18 protein-coding genes and 1 pseudogene are annotated in these 14,182 nt (G+C 42.3%); 10 read left to right on the top strand and 9 right to left on the bottom strand.

Features of this window, described 5'->3' with window-relative positions; translation table 11 throughout:
• Window positions 1-103: 103 nt before the first annotated feature.
• Window positions 104-1,294, bottom strand: a complete 1,191-nt coding sequence (locus tag ACM0OZ_RS19240; protein WP_414584426.1) for a hypothetical protein — start codon at window positions 1,292-1,294, stop codon at window positions 104-106.
• A gap of 576 nt (window positions 1,295-1,870) precedes the next feature.
• Complete coding sequence (gene mnmG / locus ACM0OZ_RS19235) at window positions 1,871-3,793, bottom strand: tRNA uridine-5-carboxymethylaminomethyl(34) synthesis enzyme MnmG (protein WP_414584425.1); 1,923 nt, start codon at window positions 3,791-3,793, stop codon at window positions 1,871-1,873.
• Between the two features lie 307 nt (window positions 3,794-4,100).
• On the opposite strand from mnmG, the gene ACM0OZ_RS19230 reads away from it, so the two are divergent.
• The gene (locus ACM0OZ_RS19230; RefSeq protein ID WP_414584424.1) at window positions 4,101-4,976 is read left to right on the top strand and encodes a D-alanyl-D-alanine carboxypeptidase family protein; all 876 of its coding nucleotides are present in this window, start codon (window positions 4,101-4,103) and stop codon (window positions 4,974-4,976) included.
• A 7-nt stretch (window positions 4,977-4,983) separates the two neighbouring features.
• Here ACM0OZ_RS19230 and ACM0OZ_RS19225 read toward each other — a convergent pair whose 3' ends face one another.
• Window positions 4,984-5,202 (bottom strand): hypothetical protein, encoded by a 219-nt coding sequence (locus ACM0OZ_RS19225; protein WP_414584422.1) that lies wholly within the window; start codon window positions 5,200-5,202, stop codon window positions 4,984-4,986.
• A 90-nt stretch (window positions 5,203-5,292) separates the two neighbouring features.
• On the opposite strand from ACM0OZ_RS19225, the gene ACM0OZ_RS19220 reads away from it, so the two are divergent.
• From ACM0OZ_RS19220 to ACM0OZ_RS19210, 3 genes are all read left to right on the top strand, one after another.
• Window positions 5,293-5,526 carry a hypothetical protein gene (locus ACM0OZ_RS19220; protein WP_414584421.1) on the top strand — a complete coding sequence of 78 codons (234 nt, stop codon included), beginning with the start codon at window positions 5,293-5,295 and terminating at the stop codon, window positions 5,524-5,526.
• Window positions 5,527-5,661: 135 nt separating this feature from the next.
• On the top strand, window positions 5,662-6,078 hold the full coding sequence (locus tag ACM0OZ_RS19215) for a XisH family protein (RefSeq protein WP_414584420.1): 417 nt from the start codon (window positions 5,662-5,664) through the stop codon (window positions 6,076-6,078).
• Complete coding sequence (locus ACM0OZ_RS19210) at window positions 6,066-6,401, top strand: XisI protein (protein ID WP_096564207.1); 336 nt, start codon at window positions 6,066-6,068, stop codon at window positions 6,399-6,401. Before ACM0OZ_RS19215 ends, ACM0OZ_RS19210 begins: the two co-directional genes overlap by 13 nt.
• A gap of 3 nt (window positions 6,402-6,404) precedes the next feature.
• On the opposite strand, the gene ACM0OZ_RS19205 is transcribed toward ACM0OZ_RS19210, so the two are convergent.
• Genes ACM0OZ_RS19205 through ACM0OZ_RS19190 form a run of 4 tightly spaced genes read right to left on the bottom strand, consistent with a single transcriptional unit; the run spans window position 6,405 to window position 8,187 of the window.
• The gene (locus ACM0OZ_RS19205) at window positions 6,405-6,557 is read right to left on the bottom strand and encodes a hypothetical protein (protein WP_414584419.1); all 153 of its coding nucleotides are present in this window, start codon (window positions 6,555-6,557) and stop codon (window positions 6,405-6,407) included.
• 39 nt (window positions 6,558-6,596) lie between these two features.
• Entirely contained in the window at window positions 6,597-7,070 is a 474-nt protein-coding gene (locus ACM0OZ_RS19200; protein WP_414584418.1) for an HNH endonuclease, read from the bottom strand.
• Window positions 7,067-7,546 carry a hypothetical protein gene (locus ACM0OZ_RS19195; protein WP_414584417.1) on the bottom strand — a complete coding sequence of 160 codons (480 nt, stop codon included), beginning with the start codon at window positions 7,544-7,546 and terminating at the stop codon, window positions 7,067-7,069. Before ACM0OZ_RS19195 ends, ACM0OZ_RS19200 begins: the two co-directional genes overlap by 4 nt.
• On the bottom strand, window positions 7,546-8,187 hold the full coding sequence (locus tag ACM0OZ_RS19190) for a hypothetical protein (protein WP_414584416.1): 642 nt from the start codon (window positions 8,185-8,187) through the stop codon (window positions 7,546-7,548). Before ACM0OZ_RS19190 ends, ACM0OZ_RS19195 begins: the two co-directional genes overlap by 1 nt.
• 393 nt (window positions 8,188-8,580) lie before the next feature.
• Here ACM0OZ_RS19190 and ACM0OZ_RS19185 point away from each other — a divergent pair, with 393 nt between their 5' ends.
• The 5 genes and pseudogenes from ACM0OZ_RS19185 (at window position 8,581) to ACM0OZ_RS19165 (ending at window position 12,009) form a co-directional block, all read left to right on the top strand.
• Entirely contained in the window at window positions 8,581-8,754 is a 174-nt protein-coding gene (locus tag ACM0OZ_RS19185; protein ID WP_414584415.1) for a hypothetical protein, read from the top strand.
• Between the two features lie 83 nt (window positions 8,755-8,837).
• Window positions 8,838-9,410, top strand: a complete 573-nt coding sequence (locus ACM0OZ_RS19180; RefSeq protein WP_414584414.1) for a TIGR04376 family protein — start codon at window positions 8,838-8,840, stop codon at window positions 9,408-9,410.
• A 60-nt stretch (window positions 9,411-9,470) separates the two neighbouring features.
• Window positions 9,471-10,208 carry a prolipoprotein diacylglyceryl transferase gene (locus ACM0OZ_RS19175; RefSeq protein ID WP_414584413.1) on the top strand — a complete coding sequence of 246 codons (738 nt, stop codon included), beginning with the start codon at window positions 9,471-9,473 and terminating at the stop codon, window positions 10,206-10,208.
• Window positions 10,209-10,250: 42 nt separating this feature from the next.
• Window positions 10,251-10,337 (top strand): annotated as a pseudogene (locus tag ACM0OZ_RS19170) (nitrate transporter); the annotation flags it as partial.
• Window positions 10,338-10,548: 211 nt separating this feature from the next.
• Window positions 10,549-12,009, top strand: a complete 1,461-nt coding sequence (locus ACM0OZ_RS19165) for an NACHT domain-containing protein (protein ID WP_414584412.1) — start codon at window positions 10,549-10,551, stop codon at window positions 12,007-12,009.
• A gap of 19 nt (window positions 12,010-12,028) precedes the next feature.
• On the opposite strand, the gene ACM0OZ_RS19160 is transcribed toward ACM0OZ_RS19165, so the two are convergent.
• Together ACM0OZ_RS19160 and ACM0OZ_RS19155 are read right to left on the bottom strand one after the other, a co-directional pair.
• Window positions 12,029-12,394 (bottom strand): RNA-guided endonuclease TnpB family protein, encoded by a 366-nt coding sequence (locus ACM0OZ_RS19160; RefSeq protein ID WP_414584410.1) that lies wholly within the window; start codon window positions 12,392-12,394, stop codon window positions 12,029-12,031.
• A complete protein-coding gene (locus ACM0OZ_RS19155) occupies window positions 12,289-13,218 on the bottom strand; it encodes an RNA-guided endonuclease InsQ/TnpB family protein (RefSeq protein ID WP_414584409.1) in 930 nt (309 codons plus the stop codon). The genes ACM0OZ_RS19160 and ACM0OZ_RS19155 overlap by 106 nt, the downstream gene beginning before the upstream one ends.
• Before the next feature lie 143 nt (window positions 13,219-13,361).
• Between ACM0OZ_RS19155 and ACM0OZ_RS19150 the strand changes: the two genes are divergently transcribed.
• Complete coding sequence (locus ACM0OZ_RS19150; RefSeq protein WP_414584408.1) at window positions 13,362-14,144, top strand: radical SAM protein; 783 nt, start codon at window positions 13,362-13,364, stop codon at window positions 14,142-14,144.
• Window positions 14,145-14,182 lie beyond the last annotated feature (38 nt).

Here is a 14,182-nt window from a genome sequence, read left to right as displayed (position 1 = left end):
TAAACCACCGGATAAATTTTTACCATCAGTAATTAAATAAAATTGGGGCTTGCAAAGATAATCAACATACTTTTGACCATCAAATAGCCCCTCACACCAACGACTAAAACGTCTGCCCTGTATAAATCGAACGGACTTCACCGTTGCGGCGGATGGTGACTTCGCCTTTGGCAATCTTCACCAGAGTCCAACCGCTTGCGCCGATCGCTTCACCGACTTCGACACGACGAGTGACACCGTCTATTTTAAACAAGGCAGCAGATTTGTTTCCTAACTCAAATAATTTTTCTAAGGTATAGGAAGGAGCAGTAACATCACGAGTGGTTACTGTAGAAGCGACTTCCTGATTTTCAGATACTAGACTAGGCGATGCAGCTGCATCTGTCGCTCGTTTTGGTGATACAGCCTTAAGTTCTGGACGTACAGCAGCAAGCGCTTGCACAGTAGTCGTAGGCTGTGCCATTTTCACAGGCGCAGGTTTAGAAGCTTTCCCCAAGCTACTTTCAGGCACTGTAGCTGAGTTGGGAGTGTCAGCAGTAGGTGGAGGTGCGTAGCGCATGGGCTGCGGCGCTTGATACACGGGGATGTAGATGCGCTCAACAACTCTTGTAGACTGGCTAGGGGCACTTGCGATATTATTTCCACCTACGCGTTGAGGGGTAATATAAGCAAGGGCTGTTTGGTTCGCTGAAGACGCAGACCTGAGACTGCTTTTTGCTTCTTGTCTGTCAATGACACTTAGCGCTCCCAGCATATAATTAACCAAATCTGCCTCAATTTGGGCTTTTGTCGGCAATGGAGACTGCGCCTGCGGCTGAAGCAAGCTTTGCTGAAGTGATTTGGAAACGAGACGATTGAGCAGTCCGGAGTTGAAAACCCAAAGAATGCTAGCAGCAGCTAAACCTATCGTGACTGCAACCCAAAGCACTATGCTGTTTGTGCGTTGCGATTTTTGGGACGATTTGCTTGCTTGTCTGCTAACCCCTGGAGTACCGACTACTAGTGTACTCAATGGGTTGTTCCTAGCTTGGGCAACTTTCTGTATCTCTATAGGACGAAGCTGTGTTTCTGGAACGACAATTTCCGGTACTGTAACCGTTTGCACTTGACGAATGTCCTCTTGCAGTACAGTTTGGGAAGGCAAGTTATCATTACCATCCAGAATTCGGTCAATTTCGGCAAAGAGTTCATCCATCAAGTTATCAGCATAAGTTTCTATCGACCAGGGTTCGCTGGCGATTAACTCCTCTGATGGTTCTGGAAGAATGAGTTGCGTATTGGCTTTTTGTGACATGGCGTTCTTAATGTCTGGCTCCTGGGAAGATAAATGTCGTTTCCCCTGCCTGCAAACAAAGACTTTGGATCAAGTCTCCAATCTCTCGTTTTAATAAACGAGTGGATTGATAATTGATATGAAATTTTAGTTGAATTTGGGGTAGGAAACTGTAACTTAATTACTGGACATATCTATACATTTTTTGACATTTTGTACAGGTCTTGTTTTGCAAGACCTGCTTATATGGCATATTCTGCCAACCTGATTTCTCAGTTAAGTTTGCCTCGACAATGATTTAAGAGCTTATTGAGAAGGTAGCACTACAGCTATAAACCTGTTTACTGATTACTTAACTACCTTCGACAGAGCTACAAGCTGGCGTTCACTAGTAGGTGTCATGACTCAAAAATCGTAGACCTCTAAGATCTTAGTCTGCACGCTCCGACTTTGTACAGCTTTGTCTAAGTTTGACTAGTTCTGTATAGGTTTTTCGGAGCGGACTGTTGATGATGCCAGTTATGAATTTAATGTCATCTATCATACCAATCTCCTCAAATTTCACTTACTACTATACTCGCTCTTTTGGAGTTGTTTTCAAGCCAAGGCTGGAAATTCACTCAAGGTTTTAGTTTTACGCAATTCTAAATAAATGAGCAAGGCATTGATATCAGCTGGATTCACCCCCCCAATGCGAGCAGCTTGACCGATGGTTAATGGTTTGACCTTGGTCAGTTTTTCCCGTGCTTCTTTAGAAAGAGTATCAATAGCTTGGTAATCCAAGTCCGCAGGTAACTGGCGGTGTGCTTGACGGGCAATTTGGTCAATCTGATTTTGCTGTCTTTGCAGATAGCCAGAATACTTGATGTCAATTTCTGCGCCTTCTTTCTCAGCTTGGTTAAGATTGGGGTTTCCCAGTCCGTGCGTATCGAGGTCTACGTAATGCAACCCTGGACGGCGCAACAAGTCTGCTAGCGTAATTGAGCCTTTGATGACTTGCTGGGTGGCAAGGGCGATCGCCTGCCCAATGTCATCATGCTCTTTTACTCTAGTAGCATACAGCCGTTCTTTTTCTGCTGCAATTTTTTCTTGTTTGCGAGTAAATAACTCCCAACGTCGGTCATCAATCAAGCCGATTTCCCGTCCTAATGGTGTCAAACGTTGGTCAGAATTATCCGACCGAAGTATTAATCTATATTCAGAACGACTGGTCAGCACACGGTAAGGTTCCCGTAAGTCTTTCGTGCAGAGATCGTCAACCAACGTACCGATGTAACTTTGTTCACGAGCAAAAACAATCATTTCCTGACCGCGAACAAAGCGAGCCGCGTTAATTCCAGCAACAATGCCTTGAGCCGCAGCTTCTTCATAACCAGTTGTCCCGTTAATCTGTCCGGCACAGAATAGCCCTTCTACCTTCTTGGTCATCAGTGTCGGATAACACTGAGTCGCAGGTAAATAATCGTACTCTACAGCATACGCTGGACGCAGCATAGTGCAGTTTTCCATACCAGGAAGACTACGTAACAGTTGAAGTTGCAAATTTTCCGGCAACCCTGTAGAAAACCCTTGGATATAAAGTTCGGGGATATCGCGTCCTTCCGGTTCAATGAAAATTTGGTGGCTTTCCTTATCGGCAAAGCGTACAATCTTATCTTCTATACTGGGGCAATAACGCGGTCCTTTAGCGTCCACCCACCCCCCATAAACTGGGGATAGTTGGAGATTTTCCCGAATCAAGCGATGGGTTTCGCTTGTCGTGCGTGTCATGTAACAAGGGAGTTGTTCCCGTTCTACCCATACTTCTGGGTCAAAGCTAAACCAGCGGACTTCCTCATCTCCTGGCTGAGGTACCATCTTGCTATAGTCTACAGACCGCTTGTCTACCCGTGCAGGGGTTCCTGTTTTCAGTCGTCCTGTTTCAAATCCCAGGCGATTCAGGGTTTCTGTCAAACCCACAGCGGCAAATTCTCCAGCACGTCCCGCCGCCATAGACTTGTTACCAACCCAAATCCGTCCTCCCAAGAACGTACCCGTTGTTAAGATGACCGCCTTGCATTGGAACGCCACACCAAAATATGTCTCAACGCCAACGACTTCATCGTTTGCACCCAGAACCAAATCTGTGACCATTGACTCGCGAATTGTCAAGTTTTCTTGGTTCTCGACAATAGCCTTCATCACAGCTGCATATTCTCTCTTATCTGTTTGAGCACGCAACGCCCAAACTGCAGGTCCGCGCGAAGAGTTGAGAATGCGCTTTTGCAAATAAGTGCGATCCGCCATCTTGCCAATTTCCCCACCGAGTGCATCCACTTCATGAGTCAACTGGGATTTTGCCGGACCACCCACCGCTGGGTTACAGGGTTGCCAAGCAATTTTATCCAAGTTAAGTGTCAACAGCAGGGTACGACAACCAAGACGTGCGGTAGCAAGGGCTGCTTCACAACCGGAGTGACCTGCACCGACGACAATCACATCAAAAGCGTCTTGGAATTCAACGGAAGTGTGCATGGTCATACTTTAAGCAAGCATATAGTCATTTTGTATTTTAACCGATACAGTAGTTGCATTGCCGTAAATTTATGATAAAAAAGGTAAGCAAAATTACTATAATTCAGCCCATAAGAATTTCTTTTTTCTTTTGGGTTGGGTGATAGAGAGCAATATATTGAACTTTTCGTGAACAACAAGATTCCCGACTTCTTAAAGAAGTCGGGAATCTGAACCAATGGATTTTGATAAATCCAATAGGAATGCTGCATAACACTTGATAGTGTGATTGTCACAATCAAAACGTGATGATGTATTTACCACAAATATGAAAATGAGACGTTTTTTCAAAAAGGCTGTTTTTTTCGCTTTGATTGCTTTTATTTCTTTTGCCTTAGTCGCTAGTCATGGAATGACAAACCACAAGTTAATGGCGAATATTCAAAACCAACAAAATTGCTTGATGACTTATTCTTTAGGCAAGAACGGAGAATTAACCCAACGTTGTACAAATATTCCTCAAACAGTATCTCCCACTCCAAGCACCCAACTCACTCCCAACCTCAATTTAAGCGAAAAAGAGCGATTTTTGGCATTAATTACAAATAAATTACCAACAATTCCTGCTCCGAATACATATGAATACATACTACTGCGTGCTTATGGTTCTGCGTTTGTCAATCAAAAACCTGAGATTAAACTACCACCACAAGTTTTATTTAATAACGAGCAAGAAACAAAACAGTTTCAATCTACTTTAACAATGGGTAAAGTCAATGGTACGAGTAACTGTTATTTACAAAAGTCAGCAGCAGATGCCTTAAATATAGCAAAATCACAAGTACAAATACCCTTGAAATCAGGTTATGGTGCTAGTGATTGTACTCGCAATTTTGCTACAAATTTGAGATTTTGGCAGAAGTACGCAAACAATAATACTTTGGAACAAGTGCGCCAGGGTAAGGAAACAAAAATTCTCGGTCTTGTTGCACCACCAGGCGCATCGCAACATCTCTGGGGACTCGCAGTTGATTTAAGAGTATCAAATGAAGCGCAGAAACAAGCTCTGAATCAAAATGGTTGGTATCGAACTGTAGAGTATGATATACCTCATTGGACTTATGTAGGTTTAGCGCCAGACAAATTGGCTGAGTTTGGTTTTCAAAATAAAGTGGTTGAGGGGATTAACTATTGGGTAACACCGCTTTAGATCTGATTTATAAAGTGAAAATAAAGAAGTGTTCGCTGGACAGTTTCAAGTAAGTGGTAGAAGCGATCGCCCCCTTAGCTCGGCTCCCTCGGGGAGGATCGCGCTCCGTGGGTGCTGAGTTCTTACGGACACGCTGCTTTGAGCTTACGCACCATCGCATGAAGCGCAGCACTTCTTTAGGGGCGATCGCATCAATCCATCGTATATTTCCCTGCTTTGTTTGCACACAGTACCATCGATATTTTTGTTAAGCACATCGGTATCTTACTTTGTGAGCCTTTTATAATTTACATAAATACAAATTTGGTGAAAACTAATGTTGCAATCCATTGAAGGAGTTTATAAGCACGGTAAAATAGAACTCTATGAATTACCATGCGACGTATCAGAAAGCCGTGTTATTGTAACTTTTTTAGAACCAAAAAAAACTCCAGCCCAAAAGCAGATAATGCAGTTTTGTATGTTTTCTGGAAAGAAACAATCAACAGAAGAAGATTTTCAAATTGCTGAATTTCATGGAGATACCAAAGACGGCTTCGACTGGTCATAGGTAATTATGAAGTACGTCATTGATACTCATGCTCTCATCTGGTTTCTCGGTTGTATCACAGTAACATCGGTGTTTCCTACTCTGCTTTAGAAATGCGGTATTTTCATTTTGAGACTCTAATCTAGAGATAGCAAAATGGCTAAAGATGTTTTCCATCAACAGGTAAAAAATGCATTAATCAAAGATGGGTGGATAATCACTCACGACCCGTTTACAATTCGTATTAGTGAGGCAGTTAAATTACAAATTGATTTAGCGGCTGAAAATGCCATTGCCGCAGAACGCGATACCGAAAAAATAGCAGTTGAAATTAAGAGTTTTATTGCAGACTCAGATATCAGTGAATTTCATACTGCGCTTGGTCAATATCTTAACTACTGTCAAGCCATTGAAGAACAAGAACCAGACCGAATAGTTTATTTAGCCGTTCCTATCGAAACTTATCAAGATTTTTTTCAACTTGCCTTTGTCCAACGTGCCCTTCAACGTTACCAAGTTAAGTTAATAATTTACGATCCCAAAAAGGAAGAGATTCGGCAATGGATAAGATAGAACGCTATCGACAACTAATAAAACAAATCTTGACTGAACATGCACAAATCGGGTCTAACACCGATACAGTCAAGCCACAACTCATTATTGACAGCGAACACGACCATTATCAACTTGCTTATGTTGGTTGGCAAGGAGATAAGCGGGTATTTGGTCCCGTCATGCATTTTGATATTCAAAATGGGAAGATATGGATTCAGTATAACGGTACAGAAGATTCTGTTGCCGAACAATTGGTTGAGTTAGGCGTACCTCCCTCAGATATTGTTATTGGGTTTCATTCCCCATTTAAACGACAATTTACCTCTTATGCTGTGGAATAAGAGTCAACACGCGGCATCAACTCCTTGGCGATTGCCCAAGGGGCACTGGCGGAGGCAATCGCGCTGCAATACCATCGATATTCCTATAAAGTAAGTCGTTGTGGGTTTGGTGTGTTGGGTAGATGCGATCGCTGTAAAGCGGGCGCTTTGCGCCATCGCCTACGGCGGGGCTTTGCCCATCGCACGGAGTGCCTGCTACCCTGCGCCGTGGTTCCCGCCCAACTTTTGTGAATTTTGGCGTAGCCTTTTTATGTCTGCTTTATTCCAACCCGCCCAAATATCAATATCTGTGCGATTGCTCTTGAGTTTATTACAAGTGTCACACAAAAGTATGAAATTGTTTGTAGTATTCGATGTATATCCCCAGAGTTTATCTGGATTACCTGGAATTTTTTTGGGACTTAAAGGCTCTACATGATCAATAGTAAACGGATTATCATCACTAAAAAGGCACTGACATTTTTTGTTAAAGCAACGATTGTTTTGTACTTTTATTTGTTCTTGAATCCATTGATCATAAATTCCCGAACTTTTTAGATGGCGATAGAGAACGCGGGGAGAGCATTCGTTTTCCCATTGTTGATTGGCATTCTCAATAGCACTTATTGCTATGTCAGATTTTTTCTTGATTTCCTCTAGTTCGTTTCTCAGTTGGCTCAAGCTTTTCATACAGCCCCTCTAACACTTTGCAAAAATTCTTGCCGCGCTTTTGGCGATAGATGCTCCAAATACTCTTCCATCATTTTGCTGTGTTCTTCCAAGGCTTCAGAAATAGCTTGTATTGCCTGATCAGATCTTTTGCAAATCCCTGAATAATTTTTATTGAAATTACTGATTTCATCAACAACTTGCCCCATCTCCTCAGACTCTAGTATCTCAGCCCAAACATCTGGGGAGGAACCTTTTATTTTGCTAAGCAGATCCTGAAGAATCTGCACCGTTTTGTACTGAATTCGCAATGTATTATTTAAGGTGTCATCAATTTTCTTTGCTACGCCCTGACAAATATAGCCACGTTCCCTTTTAATTTTTGTATACATTACTCCAGTAGTGAGTTTGCGAGCCAGATAATCGGAGCATCCTAGTGTTTTTAATTGCTTTCTCGTAACAGTTTTCATAAATCTATTTTTTAATATTTTACTCATTAAGCAATATCTAAAAATTTCTTAATTTCTGATGGTATATATTTGAGCTTTGATATGATAAAATCTCTAATTTTCTTCAACGCCGTTTGCTGGGATTCAGACATTTCTCTTAAATACATATTCTCATCTTTGAGGATTTCTCCATTTTGTTGGAGCTTTTTAATTAAAATAGCGTTTTTATTTAAAAATTTCTGTTGTACTTCGATTTCTTTTTCTTGCCTCTCAATCTCTTGTTTTTGTTCCGCGATCGCCTTAAAGTGCTTCTCAATTGTCTTTTGTTGCTCTCCAATCTCTTTTTGATTAATCTCTATCTGCTTTCTATCTTTTCTGATCTGCTCCTCAAGAGCAGACATTTCTTCTTTGAGTCTGGTGATGTCCTTGTTTCGTTGAGTCACAAGGCCTTTTTGATATGCCTGTTGCCTTTGACGGGAGTTTGTCTCGGGACCTGCAAAGGAAGCAAGTCTAAGGGACAATTCGTTCCATTCTTCTTGGGAGAAGACGTTGAGAAGATCGTCAACAGTGAGTGATGGTTTGTTTGCGATCGCCCTTTCAACATCTGCTACCGTCCATCCTAAGGAGATCCGAAGGACTTTTTTCCTCTCCGCATCCAATTTGATGATAAATTTCGGTTCTTCTGCCATTTTTACCCCCCCAAAACACCAATCATTTAACAGTTACCAGTTACCAGTTATCAGTTATCAGTTATCAGTTATCAGTTATCAGTTTCATCGTTGGGGTAAACACCACACCAATTGGACCAGAGAGCGTTGGTGGCGGGTTTAAATCCCCCACCATAGCAGGCGTCACTGGTCACTGTTCACTGTTCACTGTTCACTGTTTTAAAGCCACCTTACTAGGCTTCAGTGCCAAATTGCTTCGTTCCGGAATGATTTTAATTTTATCAAAGTCTTTGCATACAGAAGGTTTAACCTTTTTCCGAAATCATTTTTCCCTAGTCATTGCAATCAGATTTTCTCAAAAAAATTATTTAAGGAAATATACCTTTTGCTGCCAAATGCTAAGACAAATGAACTTTGGGAGAATCTCTCAAAATCAAAAAGCGACCACTTTTGCAAGCGATTGGTGCCCAGTGCCGGAGGCAATCGCCCTCCCACCTGCAAGATGTTAATCTTCATCAAGTCAATTTAGCCCAAAAAGCTTCGACGACAATAATTTATGATGACGACAAAGAATCTGTGACTCGATAAGCCAGAGGCTTGATAAAATCTGTTTTCCGCCCAGGACAATAATTACTACAATAAAAAAGCACCTAACCTCTGGAGTTCTAGCAGTGGGCTTATTTGACGACTTTAACCGGTTTCTGGAAAACCGCTTGGAAGAATTCTTGCGTAATAATCCGCATTTGGAGCTAGAAGCGCTGTTGGAACAGCTGCGCGAGCAAGAGGAAGATACTTTGAAGCTGATTGCAGATTTACAATTGCAGGAGAAGCGATCGCAAGAGCAAGTTATGTCTACTGCTCAAGAAATCCAAAGGTGGCATATCCGTGTAGAAAAGGCAAAAACCGCTAATAGAGAGGATTTGGCGGCTGCTGCTGCACAGCGAGAAGCTGCACTGTTGCGTGAAGGAAATCAGCAATGGGGACAGATGCAAGGGGTGAAAGAACGCATTACCCAAGCTAAAGAGTTATTGCGGAAAATTCAACAACGGCGACAGGAAGTGCAAGCCAAAGCAACTGAAGCACAAACAGCGCGTGCTAAAGCTCAAGCGCAGCAACGCTTCGAGACGAGCGGCTGGGATGCTAGGAGCAGTTATTCTAGTGGGTATGACGATTTAGAGGAGAAGTTTCGCCGGTGGGAAACTCAAGATGAGTTGGAACAAATGAAGCGAAATATGGGGAAATAGTCATTTGTCCAAAGTCCAATTGTTAATGACTAATGACAAATGACCGATGACTAATAACCAATGACTTTTCCCGTATATTTTTGGTTGGGTTCGCTGCGGATTCATCCTCATTTTTTGTTTGAGTCTTTGGCTTATGCTGTGGCGTTGCGTTTAGTATTACGTAATGTCCGCAAGGATTCTATTGCACCAGCACAGCGCACCTCAGTCATTGTTGGTGGTATGGTGGGTGCGCTACTGGGTGCTAAAGCCCTGGTTTGGCTGCAACATATTGATTTACTCTGGCAAAATCCACAGCAATTACTATTCATCTTACTGCAAGGAAAAACAGTAGTAGGGGCGCTGTTGGGTGGAGTTATTGGTGTGGAAATTACCAAAAAAATGATTGGTGTCAATCGCTCTACTGGTGATGTCTTTGTTTATCCTTTGATTATAGGAACGGCTATTGGTAGAATTGGTTGCTTTCTGACAGGATTAAGTGACCAAACCTCCGGAATTCCTACAACATTACCTTGGGGAGTTGATTTTGGTGATGGTATTCCTCGTCATCCTACACAAGTGTATGAAATTATATTTCTGATGATTTTGATGCTATTTTTACACCTTCGCAGTCGCTATCAACGACAAGAGGGCGATTTCTTTAAATTTTATTTAATTTCCTATTTAGCCTTTCGTTTTTTGATAGATTTTATCAAACCGGATTTTCGTCCCTTGTTGGGACTAAGTGCAATTCAAGTTGCTTGTCTTATTGCTCTTTTTTGTTATCGTCGCAACATTCCCCAAATGTTCCAAATACGATAATGAGGCATGGAACAAAATATCCTTGTAGATGTTTGAACTAGCCTGCAACGGTTATTTGTTGGTTACATTCCAGCCGCTGTTGTGGGTATTTTTATTGGGCTTTTAATTAGAACTCTTGCAAAAGTATATTTTTTTATATAAGTAAGTAGGCGAGAAAAAATCAAACTATGTAAAGAAAAGTAAACATTGGAAACTACCTTGTAGTAAGCGCTTTAGCGCTAAAGCGCTTACTACATACCTTTAACGTGTTTGCCCCTCGTTAGCCATTCAACCCCTGGCATCGACTTCTAAAAGTAAGCGATAATATAGAGCATACCACTTCAGCAAGTATGCTCTGAGTATGTTCGATTCCGGGGTGATTAGCGGGGCTTTACTCAAGGCTACTCTAGCGAAAGTTGCAGAAGCAATTATTAAAAAGGTTAATAGCCAGTTAAACCCAACAGAGTTGGAGAAGGCTCTCAGAGATGGGATGACAGCGGCTATGAAGCAGTATGATAGCCCTGAGAGCCAAATAAATGACAAAGCGCTTTTTTTGCACTGCGATGATAAGCAGACTACTGATTTCTTATCTGAAGTCTTTAAGTATTCGGGGGTTCAGGAGGAATTAGAGAAACCGCTAAAAAATGCAGAAGCGCCAGATCCAGTCCACTTAATTGAGGCGTTTAAGCGGGTTGCAGAAAATCAAAAGATTAAATTAAATAAAGCTGATATTGAACTCTGGGTTAACAAGTTTGTTGAGATTTATTTTCAAAAAACGGACGCTTATTTAAAATATCAAATTACCAAAAATAATTACTTAAACCAACTTATTAGCTATTCAAATAAAGTCTATTTTTTAGGGATTAATGTGAGAGGGACGGAGGATGAAAAATCTGAACAATTAGAAAATATTTTTGTCATGCCGGATGTTGTAGAGGAGGTACAACCAAGCCAGAGAAAAGCAGAGTTTGAAAGAAATTTATTGTTAACTGATGAAGCTGAAACTCTAAGAACTGGGTCAGGAAAACTAAATGAGCGCCAGGCAGAATTAATTTATGAGCAACGTCAACGGGTGCAATGGGAAAGCGGCTCTGGAAAAAAGTTTTCTGCACAACAACTATTAAGTGAAATCACGTCTCCCAAATTCGTTTTGCTAGGCGCACCGGGTTCTGGTAAAACAACTTTGATGAGTTACTTTGCTGTGATGCTAGCTCAGAAAAAAGCACAAACCCTGGGTTTAGCACCAGACACAGACTTTCTGCCAATTCTGATTAGACTTCGGGATTTATCAAGACACCGAGACATCAGTATTTTAGACTATATAAACCAATTCGCGCGCAATCATTTATCTGTTAAAAAGCTACCACCTGGATTTTTTGAGTATTGGCTAGAAGATGGACGGGCGTTAATTTTACTAGATGGTTTGGATGAGATAGCAGAAACAGCCAAGGGCGATGTGGTGCAACGCATTGAGATGTTTCTCAAACAATTTCAGCAAAATCGAGCGATTATTACCTCTCGTCCTGCGGGATACAGGCGCGACTTTTTCCGCACGGAGGATTTTCCTCACTATCAACTCCAGTCATTTGACGATGCCAAAATTGAGGAGTTTATCAACCGTTGGTACGACAGCCGCGTTTCAGATCCAATAGAGGCGCAACGACGGAAAGATAGCCTGAGAAAGGCACTTTCGGAGAATGACAGAATTCAACTGCTGGCACGAAATCCACTGCTGTTAACGATTATTGCCCTGATTCACCGCTATCAAGCTTTTTTACCAAGAGAGCGTTATAAGCTTTTTGACATCCTCACCGTCCTATAAGAGCAGTGATTCCCAAGACTTACGACCTGGGTTTCTGTTTCCTTTCGTTTCCGATTTTTCGCAGTTGCCCTTTGGACTTATGCCCATCAGGTCTTACACTCGCTCCACAGACTGTAACGGTGTGTCCCACCGCCAAAATGTTTTGTGCTGCGTTGATGTCCCGGTCATGGTGCGTCCCGCAGTTGGGGCAGTTCCACTCCCGTACACTCAACGGCAAACGTTCAACAATGTGACCGCAACTTCCACAGCGTTTAGAACTGGGAAACCAGCGGTCAATTTTTACCAAGATCCGACCATACCATCTGGCTTTGTATTCCAACTGTCTAACAAACTCACCCCAGCTAGCATCACTGATAGCACGGGCAAGTTTCGGGTTTTTGACCATATTTTTAACGAGCCTTGCTCCTCAACTACTATCGTTTGGTTTTCACGTACCAGTCGAGTTGTCAGCTTGTGCAAATGGTCAATTCGTCCGTCAGAAATCTTGGCTTGAATTCGGGCAACTTTAAGTCTAGCTTTGTCTCGGTTTCGAGAGTCCTTCTTACGTCTTGTAAGAGTTTTTTGCGCTTTCCTAAGTTTGTGGTAGTGCTTATCAAAACCCTTGGGGTTAGCAATCTTCTCACCTGTGCTCAAGGTCACAAGGCTACTTATTCCAACATCCAATCCCACAGACTTGTCAACTGGCTGCAATCTTTCATCAGCCGGCGAATCAATCCGCAAACTAACAAACCAACGCCCAGAAGGTTCGAGCTTCACCGTAATAGTTGTGGGTTCACAACCGTCGGGAAGATTTCTCGACCACCTGACTGGCAATGGTTCAGAACACTTTGCCAGATAGACTTGTCCGTTTTTCCATTTAAATGCGGACTTCGTGAACTCTGCACTACCACCATTGCGCTTTTTCTTGAAGTTAGGGTATTTGGCTCTACCAACAAAAAAGTTAGCAAAGGCAGATTGCAGGTGTCTCAAAGTTTGCTGCAATGGTACGCAACTTACTTCATTCAAAAACTGGAGATTCTCTTCTTTTTTCCACAACGTAAGCAAAGCAGAAGTCTGAACGTAATCAACACGTTCTTGTCTTTCATACCAGGCTTCGGTTCTTGCTGCCAAAGCTTTGTTAAAAACCAACCGCACACAACCAATTGTTCGACGCAAGAGAGTTTCTTGCTCGATAGTTGGGTAAAAACGATAGCGGTAGGCTTTTTCCATGCTTTGCTTTTAATTTTCCATGTTTCACATTTTGGCACGTTTTCTGTAAAGCCGTCCTAGAAGGACGGGGTTTCTACCCAAAATTTTCGATGATATGAGCTACGAGCTTCCCAATATAAGATAAAAAATAAAATTCTTTAACTATGCCCACTCGCAACTACCTTTTTTATGCGCTCACGAATAGCGTTTGCTCGCAGTGCCTCGTCAAAGTAGAAGCAAAAATTATTTTTCAGGACGGTTGCGTCTACTTGGTGAAACACTGTCCCACCCACGGACGAGAAGAGGTTTTGATTGCCGACGATATCGAATACTATAAACAATCTCTGGAATTTATCAAACCAGGGGATATGCCTTTGAGGTTTAATACACCGATAAAATATGGCTGTCCTTATGATTGCGGGCTTTGCCCAGATCATGAACAACATAGCTGCTTAACTTTAATAGAAGTGACAGATAGGTGCAATCTTTCCTGTCCCATTTGCTACGCTGACTCTGGTGCAGAAGAAGTTTCCGCAATTTCGCATCAACCCCGCCGTCACCGCAGTTTAGCAGAAATTGAAAGAATGATTGATGCGGTGGTGGCGAATGAGGGTGAACCGCAGGTTGTACAACTCAGTGGCGGTGAACCAACACTTCACCCAGAGTTTTTTCAAATCATGGATATTGCCAAAAGCAAGCCAATTCAGCATTTGATGATTAATACGAATGGCGTGAGGATAGCAAAGGAGAAATCTTTTTGCGATCGCCTGAGCCAATATATGCCTGGAATTGAAGTTTACCTGCAATTTGACAGCTTTGAGGCGGAAGCTTTACGCGAATTGCGTGGCGCAGATTTACGCATTATTCGAGAACAGGCGATTGCCCAAGGGGCACTGCGCGGAGCGCAATCGCAAATCTCAATGAACACAATATCTCCACAACCTTAGTCGTCACCCTAAAAAAAGGGCTAAATGACCACGAAATC

Origin of the sequence: Scytonema sp. PCC 10023 (assembly GCF_963920835.1) — a bacterium.
In the GTDB taxonomy this organism is placed as follows: domain Bacteria; phylum Cyanobacteriota; class Cyanobacteriia; order Cyanobacteriales; family Nostocaceae; genus Kalymmatonema.
Note: the sequence above shows the minus strand (reverse complement) of the source record. Positions and strands in the feature narration are given on the sequence as shown.

Bases quoted from the DNA above. Each gene is read 5' to 3' on its own strand.
- ACM0OZ_RS19205 (WP_414584419.1), bottom strand. From the start codon at position 6,557: ATGGCGCAAAGCGCCCGCTTTACAGCGATCGCATCTACCCAACACACC.
- ACM0OZ_RS19195 (WP_414584417.1), bottom strand. From the start codon at position 7,546: ATGAGTAAAATATTAAAAAATAGATTTATGAAAACTGTTACGAGAAAG.
- ACM0OZ_RS19230 (WP_414584424.1), top strand. From the start codon at position 4,101: ATGAGACGTTTTTTCAAAAAGGCTGTTTTTTTCGCTTTGATTGCTTTT.
- ACM0OZ_RS19240 (WP_414584426.1), bottom strand. From the start codon at position 1,294: ATGTCACAAAAAGCCAATACGCAACTCATTCTTCCAGAACCATCAGAG.
- ACM0OZ_RS19150 (WP_414584408.1), top strand. From the start codon at position 13,362: ATGCCCACTCGCAACTACCTTTTTTATGCGCTCACGAATAGCGTTTGC.
- mnmG (WP_414584425.1), bottom strand. From the start codon at position 3,793: ATGACCATGCACACTTCCGTTGAATTCCAAGACGCTTTTGATGTGATT.
- ACM0OZ_RS19210 (WP_096564207.1), top strand. From the start codon at position 6,066: ATGGATAAGATAGAACGCTATCGACAACTAATAAAACAAATCTTGACT.
- ACM0OZ_RS19215 (WP_414584420.1), top strand. From the start codon at position 5,662: ATGGCTAAAGATGTTTTCCATCAACAGGTAAAAAATGCATTAATCAAA.
- ACM0OZ_RS19160 (WP_414584410.1), bottom strand. From the start codon at position 12,394: ATGGTCAAAAACCCGAAACTTGCCCGTGCTATCAGTGATGCTAGCTGG.
- ACM0OZ_RS19220 (WP_414584421.1), top strand. From the start codon at position 5,293: ATGTTGCAATCCATTGAAGGAGTTTATAAGCACGGTAAAATAGAACTC.
- ACM0OZ_RS19190 (WP_414584416.1), bottom strand. From the start codon at position 8,187: ATGGCAGAAGAACCGAAATTTATCATCAAATTGGATGCGGAGAGGAAA.
- ACM0OZ_RS19165 (WP_414584412.1), top strand. From the start codon at position 10,549: ATGTTCGATTCCGGGGTGATTAGCGGGGCTTTACTCAAGGCTACTCTA.
- ACM0OZ_RS19200 (WP_414584418.1), bottom strand. From the start codon at position 7,070: ATGAAAAGCTTGAGCCAACTGAGAAACGAACTAGAGGAAATCAAGAAA.
- ACM0OZ_RS19155 (WP_414584409.1), bottom strand. From the start codon at position 13,218: ATGGAAAAAGCCTACCGCTATCGTTTTTACCCAACTATCGAGCAAGAA.
- ACM0OZ_RS19175 (WP_414584413.1), top strand. From the start codon at position 9,471: ATGACTTTTCCCGTATATTTTTGGTTGGGTTCGCTGCGGATTCATCCT.